Source organism: Pseudomonas sp. HMSC066A08, from assembly GCF_001813025.1.
GTDB lineage: Bacteria > Pseudomonadota > Gammaproteobacteria > Pseudomonadales > Pseudomonadaceae > Pseudomonas > Pseudomonas aeruginosa.
Map to the genome: position 1 here is coordinate 234,117 of NZ_KV811281.1, position 9,464 is coordinate 243,580.

A 9,464-nucleotide genomic window follows, 5' to 3' on the forward strand; every position below is an offset into this window, starting at 1 on the left:
CCTTTGTCCAGGTCCCGTTCGGTCGGGAAACGCCGCCTCGTCGTTGAGGCAGGCGCCTTGTTGTCGATTGTCGGGAGAACCCAAGCAGGCGCCGTGCCAACTTGCGCTATTGCCTATCTCCATGGCCTTGCAGGGATAACGCGGGGCCTCCCCGCGGTCTTTCTGCCCCGTGCCGGGGCGTATCGCACCGGGCTGGTGCCTCTCAGCCCTTCAGCCAGACCAGGAGTAGCGCCAGGTTGGCGGCCAGGGACAGCAGGGCGATGGCGCGCCAGGTCTGCAGCGGTTCGCGCTCCAGCAATGGGCGGGTTGCCGCGGCCGGCAACGCTTCTCCCTGTTGCAGCGAGAGCAGCCATTCCTCGGCGGTCTCGAAGCGCTGTGCGGGGTCGCAGGCGACGGCGCGCAGCAGCAGGTCGTCGATCCAGGCCGGCAGGTCGGGGCGATAGCGGCTGGGCGGGACGGGGCGACCGAAGCGCGGGTGCTGGAAGGCTTCGATCTCGCCATAGGGATAGCGCCCGGTCAGCGCCTGGTAGAGGCAGACGCCGGTGGCGTAGAGATCCTGGCGCACCGAGGGCGAGGTGCCGGAGAAGCACTCCGGCGCCAGGTAGCTGGGCGTACCCGGTAGCAGATGGGGGTCTTCGCGCGACAATCCCGGACACCAGGCCAGGCCGAAATCCAGCAGGCGCAGCTCGCCGTCGCGGCCGAGGTGGAGATTTTCCGGCTTGAGGTCGCGGTGCAGCAGGTTGCGTCGATGCAACTGGCCAAGCCCGCGCAGCAGCTGGTTGGCCAGCCCCAGCCACTCCGGCAGCGACAGCGGGCCATGGCTGCGCAAGCGCTCGGCGAGAGTCTCTCCGGGGTGCTCGCGCATCAGGTAATAAAGATGCTGGCGTTGCGCCAATCCGTGCAACTCGGGGAAATGCCGGCCCTGGACGCGGCGCAGGAACCATTCCTCGAGCAGCAGGGCCTGGGTTGCCAGCGGATCGTCGGCACGTGCGGCGGGAAGGGTCTTCAGCAGCCAGGGTTGGCCCTGTCCATCCTCGACCCGGTAGAGCAGGGACTGGCGGGATTCGCCGAGCAACTGCCGGACCCGCCAGCCTTCGAAGAGCTGGCCGGGCTTCAGCGGCGGCGGCAGTGGCCATTGGCCCAGTTGCGCGAGGGCGTCGCCGAGGCTGCCTGCGGGCACGGCTTCCACGCGTACCAGCAGGGCGCTGGCGTTGTCCTGGCTGCCTGCCAGGTGGGCGGCGCGAACCAGGGCCTCGGCGCTGCGCTGCGGCTCCTCGGCGTTGCGCAGGATGCTGCGGATACCGCTGTCGCCCAGCGTCGCCCAGACGCCGTCGCTGACCAGTAGCCACTGGCTGCCGGGCTCCAGATCGCCTTCCAGATAGTCGACCACCAGATGCTGGTCCAGTCCCAGGGCACGGGTCAGCACGTGTTGCATATGCGGCTGTTCCCAGACGTGGTCGCTGGTCTGCCGGAGCAACTCGCCATCGCGCCACAGGTAGGCCCGGCAATCGCCGACGTGGGCCAGGGTGTAGCGGGTGCCGCGCAGCACCAGGGCGGTGAGGGTGGTTAGCAGCGGCTGGCCGCCGCCATTGGCCTGTAGCCAACGGTTCTGTGCCAGCAGCAGGCGGTCCAGGGACTGCACGATGGCCCAGGTTTCCGGAGTCGCATAGTAATCCAGGGCCAGCGCTTGCAGGCTGCTGCGCGCCGCCAGGCCGCCATCGGCGCACTGGCTGACACCGTCGGCGATGGCCAGCAGGTGTCCCTTGCTGGCGGCCAGGCCCGGCGCCGGGGTGACCACCCGCAGCGCGTCCTGGTTTTCCGTGCGAGGCCCGCAGGCGCTGGCCTCGCCGATGCTCAGGCGCAGCCCCACGCTCAGACCCGCGCGGCGGTGACCGCGGCCGAGCCCCAGGTGGTGCGCCAGCGCCGCTTCACCCCATGGAGGCCGAACCAGGCCAGCACGCCGAGACTGGCGAACAGCCACAGGCCGAGCTGGTAGTCGCCGGTGCTTTGCTTGATCGCGCCGAGGCCGGCAGTCAGGCAGAAGCCGCCGATGCCGCCGGCCATGCCGATCAGCCCGGTCATCACGCCGATTTCCTTGTGGAAGCGCTGCGGTACCAGCTGGAACACCGCGCCATTGCCGGCACCGAGACTGAGCATGGCAACCACGAACAGGCCGAGGGCGGCCATCGCGCTGGGCAAGTGGAAACCGACCGCGGCGATGCAGATGGCGGCCAGGGTGTACACCATCAGCAGGCTGCGGATGCCGCCTATGCGATCGGCGAGGGCGCCTCCGAGCGGGCGCATCAGGCTGCCGGCGAATACGCAGGCGGCGGTGTAGTAGCCGGCGGTCACCGGGTTCAGGCCGTACTGGTCGTGGAAATAGCCGGGCAGGGTGCTGGCCAGGCCGAGGAAGCCGCCGAAGGTGACGCTGTAGAAGAACATGAACCACCAGCTGTCGCGGTCGCCGAGGGCTTTCAGGTAATCGCCCATGGCCTTGGGCGCCGGCCGCTGCGGGGCGTTGCGCGCGATCATGGCGAACACCAGGAGGGTCAGGACGAGCGGCAGCAGGGCGAAGCCGAACACGTTGTTCCAGCCGAACGCGGCGGCCAGGCCGGGGGCGAAGAGGGCGGCGAGCACGGTGCCGGAGTTGCCCGCGCCGGCGATGCCCATGGCCTTGCCCTGGTGTTGCGGCGGGTACCATTGCGAAGCGAGCGGCAGAGCCACGGCGAAGGAGGCCCCGGCGAAGCCGAGGAACAACCCCAGCAGCAGTGCCTGCGCATAGCTGTTCACGCCCAGCAGCCAGGCGGCCGCCAGGGCGGCGATGACGATGACCTGGGCGAGGATGCCGGCGCTCTTCGGCGACCAGCGATCGGCCAGCAGGCCGAGCAGGAAGCGCAGTACAGCGCCGGCGAGGATCGGCGTGGCGACCATCATCGCGCGCTGTTGGGTGCTCAGTTGCAGGTCGCCGGCAATCTGTACCCCCAGCGGGCCGAGCACGTACCAGACCATGAAGCTCAGGTCGAAATAGAGAAACGCCGCGAACAGGGTCGGCGCATGGCCGGCCTTCCAGAAGCTGTTGTTCATCGAACACCTCGTATCCAGCGGAATCGGGGCGGAACGGCCGCCCGGCGGAAGTTGCATCGCTACAAGGTGAGCGTCCGACAGCGGACCACCCACCCGCCCCGACGCTGGGGCGAAACGACGAAGACGCCACGGGCCTCTGCCGGGAGGGAGAGGCCGCGCGACGTCTTTGTCGGGGATGGGTAACCGCCGTTGGCTACCGTCAGGCAGGACATAGCAAGCTCTTTGCCAAGTTGTCGAAAGCTCGGCGTAGAGCGGTTGCAGGGACAACCATGGCGTCGGGTGTGCACGCCGCGGTGGCAGGCGTCGGGGGCTTGCACAGGGCTGGGGCGGCGCGTCCGTGCGCCGTCGGCGGTTCAGCGGTGGGCGGTGTTCAGGTGGTAGATGGTCACGCGGCTGCCTTCGCCGCTGTCGCCGGCGTTGTCGTTCACGTAGGCGCCGGCCTTGAAATAGAGCAACTGATCGTTCCAGGCGCTGCCGAGGGTCTGGTAGTAGGCGTCCTCTTCGCCGTCCTGGCTGCGCGCGCGCACCGCCAATTCGCCGCTGGAGGTGACGCGCAGGCTGTAGTTGAAGCGCTCGCCCAGGCGTACCTGCTCGAGGATCGACACGTTGCGGCTATAGGAATCGTCCGGGTGGTTGCGTACCAGCGCCTCGACCCGGCCGAGGCCTTCCTCGGGCTTGTAGTAGTACTGCAGCTTCACCAGAGGTTCGCCGTCGTCGGTCTGTGGCGACTTGCTGTGGATCTGGCCGATGATCACCTTGTTCTTCGAGGGGACCTTCTCGACGCTCATGGTCACCCGCAGTTCGTTGTCGGCCTGCCAGTAGTACCAGTTGTCGAGGCTGCCGTCGGCCTGGGTTTCGCGCAGTTCGGTGCGAGGATAGGTGCTGTCCTCGGTGTGTGAGCCGTCGATGGGCACCCAGAAGACCAGGCCGCCATCGTTGCCTTGCTGGAAGTACTGGCTCTGGTAGCCGTTGTTGAGTTGCTGGGTGGTGATCACCTGCGGGGTGGGTTCGGTGGGAATGGTAAGGTTCCAGGTGCTGAGATCGATCATGCTGAGCATCTCCTGACCGCTGAGTCGGCGGTGCGGTTCGGGCGGACGCCTGCGGCTCCTAGCCCTGGGCGTCCACTGCGGGCCTCCCTGGTCATGCTAGTCGAGGGTGGCGAGGGGGTAGCTCCCAGAACGGATAGGACCGTTCCGGGCGCACGAGCATAGCCGCGCCGCTCTGCGCCGGGGGCCAGCAGGATGGCTGGCGATATGATCGCCAGCTGCCCAGCCGGCTTCAGTCGCCGAGCATGTCGTGCATGGCGATGATCTGCTCGGCGACCTGGATCAGCTTCTGCTGGCGGCTCATGGCCTGGCGCCGCATCAGCGTGTAGGCCTCCTCCTCGCCGCAATGCTTCATCTTCATCAGCAGGCCCTTGGCCAGCTCGATGCGCTTGCGCTCGGCCAGCTGCGCCTCGCGCGCCTGCAGTTGAGCGCGCAGCGCCTGGTCGCTCTCGAAGCGCGCCATGGCTACGTCGAGGATCGGTTGCAGGCGGCTGGCCTGAATGCCTTCGACGATGTAGGCGCTGACCCCGGACTGGATGGCGCGGCGCATCACTCCCGGATCGTGCTCGTCGGTGAACATCACGATCGGGCGCGGCTGGTCGCGGCTGACCAGGCAGACCTGCTCCATCACGTCGCGGCCGGGAGACTCCGTGTCGATCAGGATCACGTCGGGACGCAGCGCTTCGACGCGTGCCGGCAGGTCGATGGTCAGCCCCGACTCGTCCACCACTTCGAAACCGCTCTCGAGCAGGGCGGCCCTGAGGCGTCCGACTTTCTTCGGCGTGTCGTCGATCAGCAGGATACGCAGCATGGCGGGCGCACCAGGGTCAGGGGGCGATGCCCTGGCCGGTTTCGGCCAGGGCGTGGATCGGGAAGCTGCGGGCGTAGCCGGCGGGGTCGCTACCGTCCCAGGTGCGCCCGTCGATCAGCATCGAGCGGCGCATGTCGGCGCCGTCCAGGCACAGGCCAAGGGCCGTCGCGGCATCGCGGTACAGCGCGGTCTGCTGGACCCTGCGGGCGATGCCCAGGTAGTCCGGGTCTTCGCGCAGCAGGCCCCAGCGGCGGAACTGGGTCATGAACCACATGCCATCCGAGAGCCAGGGCCGGTTGACTTCGCCGTCGGCGTAGAAACGCAGCGGATGCGGGTCCTGCCAGGCGTTGCCGAGGCCGTCCTGGTAGCGGCCGAAGAAGCGCGGCTGGATCGCCCCGAGCGGAGCGTCGACATAGTCGCGGCTGCTGATCAGTTGCGCGGTGCCCAGGCGGTTCTCGGCGTTCTGTTCGATGAAGCGGCTGGCGTCGAGGACCGCCATGACCAGCGCGCGGGCGGTGTTCGGGTAGGCGTCGACGAAGGCGCGGGTAGTGCCGAGGACCTTTTCCGGGTGGTCCGGCCAGATCGCCTGGCTGGTGGCGATGGTGAAGCCCTGGCCCTGGTCCACGGCCAGGGCGCCCCAGGGGCCGCCGGCGCAGAACCCGTCGATGCGCCCGGCCTGGAGATGGCCGACCATCTGTGCCGGTGGAACCACCACGCTGTGCACGTCGTGCAGCGGATGCAGACCGATGCTCGCCAACCAGTAGTTCAGCCAGAGCGCGTGGGTGCCGGTGGGAAAGGTCTGTGCCAGGGTCAGGCGTGCACCATTCTGGCGCCGATGCCGGAGCAGTGCCTCCGCACTGGTCACGCCAGCCTGCTTCAGCGGTTCGGAAAGATTGATCGCCTGGCCGTTCTGGCACAGTCCCATGAGCACCGCCATCTCGCTCGCCACGCTGCCGCCGAGGCCGAGCTGGACGCCGTAGACCAGCCCGTACAGGCACTGCGCGGCATCCAGCTCGCCGCTGAGCAGCTTGTCGCGCAAGGCGGCCCAGGACGGTTGGCGCCTGAGATTGAGCGAGAGGCCGTAGGGCTGGGCGAAGCCCTGGGTGGCGGCCACGATCAGCGAGGCCGAATCGGTCAGCGCCATGAAACCGATGTCCAGGGCGCTCTTTTCCGGTGCGTCGGAACCGCCGGCCCAGGCCTGGCTGCGTATCGCTCTGTCTGTCATTACCACCTCGAGTGCGGGAGGGCAGCGCGGGCCGTCCCGTTTTCCAGTGCGCAGGCGCTGTCGTCGGCGCGCTTTTCCATAGCTGCCACAGCAAGCGTTATGCCAGGCGGTGCGAGGGTTTGCGCCGGGCAAGAAAAAGCCCCGCACGGGGCGGGGCTTGTTCGACGCGTCGCTGGATCAGGCCTGGACGACCGGGATCTTGGCGTTCGCAGCCGCTTCGCGGAACTCGGCGATCTGGTCGAAGCTCAGGTAGCGGTAGACGTCGGCAGCCATGCTGTCGATGTCCTTCGCGTAGGCCATGTACTCCTCCACGGTCGGCAGTTTGCCGAGGATCGAGGAGACCGCCGCCAGCTCGGCCGATGCCAGGAACACATCGGTGGCATCGCCCAGACGGTTCGGGAAGTTACGGGTCGAAGTGGAGACCACGGTGGAACCGGTCTGGACGCGAGCCTGGTTGCCCATGCACAGCGAGCAGCCCGGCATTTCCATGCGCGCGCCAGCCTTGCCGTAGATACCGTAGTAGCCTTCCTCGGTCAGCTGGTGGGCGTCCATCTTGGTCGGCGGAGCCAGCCACAGACGGGTCGGGATACCGCCCTTGACCTTGTCCAGCAGCTTGCCGGCGGCGCGGAAGTGACCGATGTTGGTCATGCAGGAGCCGATGAACACTTCATCGATCTTGCGGCCCTGTACGCTCGACAGCAGGCGCGCGTCGTCCGGATCGTTCGGCGCGCAGAGCACCGGCTCCTTGACGTCGGCCAGGTCGATCTCGATCACCGCGGCGTACTCGGCGTCCTTGTCGGCTTCCAGCAGCTCCGGCTTGGCCAGCCAGGCTTCCATCGCCTGGGCGCGACGCTCCAGGGTGCGCGGGTCGCCGTAGCCTTCGCCGATCATCCAGCGCAGCAGGGTGATGTTGGACTTCAGGTACTCGGCGATCGCCTGTTCCGGCAGCTTGATGGTGCAGCCGGCGGCGGAACGCTCGGCCGAGGCGTCGGACAGCTCGAAGGCCTGCTCCACGGTCAGGTCGTTGAGGCCTTCGATCTCGAGGATGCGGCCGGAGAAGATGTTCTTCTTGCCTTTCTTCTCGACGGTCAGCAGGCCCTGCTGGATCGCGTAGTAAGGGATCGCATGGACCAGGTCACGCAGGGTGATGCCCGGTTGCAGCTTGCCCTTGAAGCGCACCAGCACCGACTCCGGCATATCCAGCGGCATCACGCCGGTGGCGGCGGCGAAGGCCACCAGGCCGGAGCCGGCCGGGAAGGAGATGCCGATCGGGAAGCGGGTGTGCGAGTCGCCGCCGGTACCAACGGTATCGGGCAGCAGCATGCGGTTCAGCCAGCTGTGGATGATGCCGTCGCCCGGACGCAGCGACACGCCGCCACGGGTCATGATGAAGTCGGGCAGGGTGTGGTGGGTCTTGACGTCGATCGGCTTCGGATAGGCCGCGGTGTGGCAGAAGGACTGCATCACCAGGTCGGCGGAGAAGCCGAGGCAGGCGAGGTCCTTCAGTTCGTCGCGGGTCATCGGGCCGGTGGTGTCCTGGGAACCGACGGTGGTCATCTTCGGTTCGCAGTAGGTGCCCGGGCGCACGCCCTGGCCTTCCGGCAGACCGCAGGCGCGGCCGACCATTTTCTGCGCCAGGGTGAAGCCCTTGCCGCTATCGGCCGGTGCTTCCGGCTTGCGGAACAGGTCGGAGGCGCCCAGGCCCAGCTCGGCGCGGGCCTTCTCGGTCAGGCCACGGCCGACGATCAGCGGGATACGGCCGCCGGCGCGGACTTCGTCGAGCAGGACCGGGGTCTTCAGCTCGAAGGTGGTGACCACTTCGCCGCTGTCGTGGCGAACGACCTTGCCTTCATAGGGGTATACGTCGATGACGTCGCCCATGGCCAGGTTGGTGCAGTCGAACTCGATCGGCAGGGCGCCGGCATCTTCCATGGTGTTGTAGAAGATCGGCGCGATCTTGGTGCCGAAGCAGAAGCCGCCGGCACGCTTGTTCGGCACGAACGGAATGTCGTCGCCGAAGAACCACAGCACCGAGTTGGTGGCGGATTTGCGCGAGGAACCGGTGCCGACCACGTCGCCGACGTAGGCGACCGGGAAGCCCTTGGCCTTGACCGCTTCGATCTGCTTCAGCGGACCGACCGAACCCGGCTGGACCGGCTCGATGCCGTCGCGGGCCATCTTCAGCATGGCCAGGGCGTGCAGCGGGATGTCCGGGCGCGACCAGGCGTCGGGGGCCGGGGAGAGGTCGTCGGTGTTGGTTTCGCCGGGGACCTTGAATACGGTGAGAGTCAGCTTTTCCGGGACTTCCGGCTTGGCCTTGAACCACTCGCCATCGGCCCAGGATTGCAGCACGGACTTGGCCGCGGCATTGCCCTTCTTGGCGCGTTCGGCTACGTCGTGGAAGGCGTCGAACATCAGCAGGGTGTGCTTCAGCTGTTCGGCGGCGGTGTTGGCCAGTTCGGCGTCGTCCAGCAGTTCGACCAGGGTGGCGATGTTGTAGCCGCCCTGCATGGTGCCCAGCAGCTCGGCGGCACGTTGCTTGTCGATAAGGGGGGAGGTGGCTTCGCCCTTGACGATGGCGGAAAGGAAACCGGCCTTGACGTAGGCGGCTTCGTCGACGCCCGGCGGTACGCGGTTGGTGATCAGGTCAAGGAGGAATTCTTCTTCGCCGGCCGGCGGGTTCTTCAGCAGCTCGACCAGGCCTGCGGTCTGTTCGGCGTTCAGCGGTTGGGGCACGACACCCTGGGCGGCACGCTCTTCTACGTGTTTGCGGTAGGCTTCAAGCACAGTATTTCCCTCATCAGTGGTCCCGGGGGACACGTATCCAGGAACCGACGCAGATCCGCTCGTCAGGCCCAGGTGGACGGTAATCCACCAACCTACGAGGGCATCGGCAGGTTCCAGACAGAAGCTGTTTTCAAAGTTTTACGCCGGCGGGCTGGGGTGGGGCTGGCGAGACGCTTGAGGGAGGCGCCGTCGCCAGCGTACCTGCCGGAAACTGTGCTCGTGACGCTTTGAAAACAGCTTCTAACGGACATTGGCGCCTAAAAAGGCGGGCCAATGTTACTGGAAACTCGACGCAAAGTTAAGTCGGAAACCCTAGGAACCACGGGGTGAACTTGATTAGACAAAGGGCTAAGATGCCGCTTTGTTTTCGTTGTCCCGGCCATGTCTTCGCAAAGAATCAAAACCCCCTGCGTAGGGCTTTGCTCCACGGTATACGGCGACCTGGTATGCCGTGGCTGCAAGCGTTTCCACCATGAGGTGGTCAACTGGAACCTCTACGACGCCGAGGAAA

Annotated in this window: 7 protein-coding genes; 1 reads left to right on the top strand and 6 read right to left on the bottom strand. The window is 67.0% G+C overall.

Going from position 1 to position 9,464, the window contains the following annotated elements; translation table 11 throughout:
* Window positions 1-202: 202 nt before the first annotated feature.
* The 6 genes from HMPREF2886_RS07965 to acnB all read right to left on the bottom strand — a co-directional run bounded on the left by HMPREF2886_RS07965 (window position 203) and on the right by acnB (window position 8,953).
* On the bottom strand, window positions 203-1,852 hold the full coding sequence (locus HMPREF2886_RS07965; protein WP_083318533.1) for a bifunctional protein-serine/threonine kinase/phosphatase: 1,650 nt from the start codon (window positions 1,850-1,852) through the stop codon (window positions 203-205).
* 20 nt (window positions 1,853-1,872) lie between these two features.
* On the bottom strand, window positions 1,873-3,084 hold the full coding sequence (locus HMPREF2886_RS07970) for a NarK family nitrate/nitrite MFS transporter (RefSeq protein WP_033973008.1): 1,212 nt from the start codon (window positions 3,082-3,084) through the stop codon (window positions 1,873-1,875).
* A 353-nt stretch (window positions 3,085-3,437) separates the two neighbouring features.
* The gene (locus HMPREF2886_RS07975; protein WP_003098044.1) at window positions 3,438-4,133 is read right to left on the bottom strand and encodes a polysaccharide lyase family 7 protein; all 696 of its coding nucleotides are present in this window, start codon (window positions 4,131-4,133) and stop codon (window positions 3,438-3,440) included.
* 229 nt (window positions 4,134-4,362) lie between these two features.
* The gene (locus tag HMPREF2886_RS07980) at window positions 4,363-4,941 is read right to left on the bottom strand and encodes an ANTAR domain-containing response regulator (RefSeq protein WP_033973010.1); all 579 of its coding nucleotides are present in this window, start codon (window positions 4,939-4,941) and stop codon (window positions 4,363-4,365) included.
* Window positions 4,942-4,957: 16 nt separating this feature from the next.
* Complete coding sequence (locus tag HMPREF2886_RS07985) at window positions 4,958-6,166, bottom strand: CmpA/NrtA family ABC transporter substrate-binding protein (RefSeq protein ID WP_070747085.1); 1,209 nt, start codon at window positions 6,164-6,166, stop codon at window positions 4,958-4,960.
* Window positions 6,167-6,343: 177 nt separating this feature from the next.
* Complete coding sequence (gene acnB / locus HMPREF2886_RS07990; protein ID WP_003087875.1) at window positions 6,344-8,953, bottom strand: bifunctional aconitate hydratase 2/2-methylisocitrate dehydratase; 2,610 nt, start codon at window positions 8,951-8,953, stop codon at window positions 6,344-6,346.
* A gap of 381 nt (window positions 8,954-9,334) precedes the next feature.
* Between acnB and HMPREF2886_RS33045 the strand changes: the two genes are divergently transcribed.
* A partial coding sequence (locus HMPREF2886_RS33045; RefSeq protein ID WP_139148395.1) for a DUF1289 domain-containing protein occupies window positions 9,335-9,464 on the top strand: 130 nt, incomplete at its 3' end.

Excerpts from the sequence above, each read along its gene's own strand:
- HMPREF2886_RS07975 (WP_003098044.1), bottom strand. The coding sequence starts at position 4,133 with ATGATCGATCTCAGCACCTGGAACCTTACCATTCCCACCGAACCCACC.
- HMPREF2886_RS07980 (WP_033973010.1), bottom strand. The coding sequence starts at position 4,941 with ATGCTGCGTATCCTGCTGATCGACGACACGCCGAAGAAAGTCGGACGC.
- HMPREF2886_RS07970 (WP_033973008.1), bottom strand. The coding sequence starts at position 3,084 with ATGAACAACAGCTTCTGGAAGGCCGGCCATGCGCCGACCCTGTTCGCG.
- HMPREF2886_RS07985 (WP_070747085.1), bottom strand. The coding sequence starts at position 6,166 with ATGACAGACAGAGCGATACGCAGCCAGGCCTGGGCCGGCGGTTCCGAC.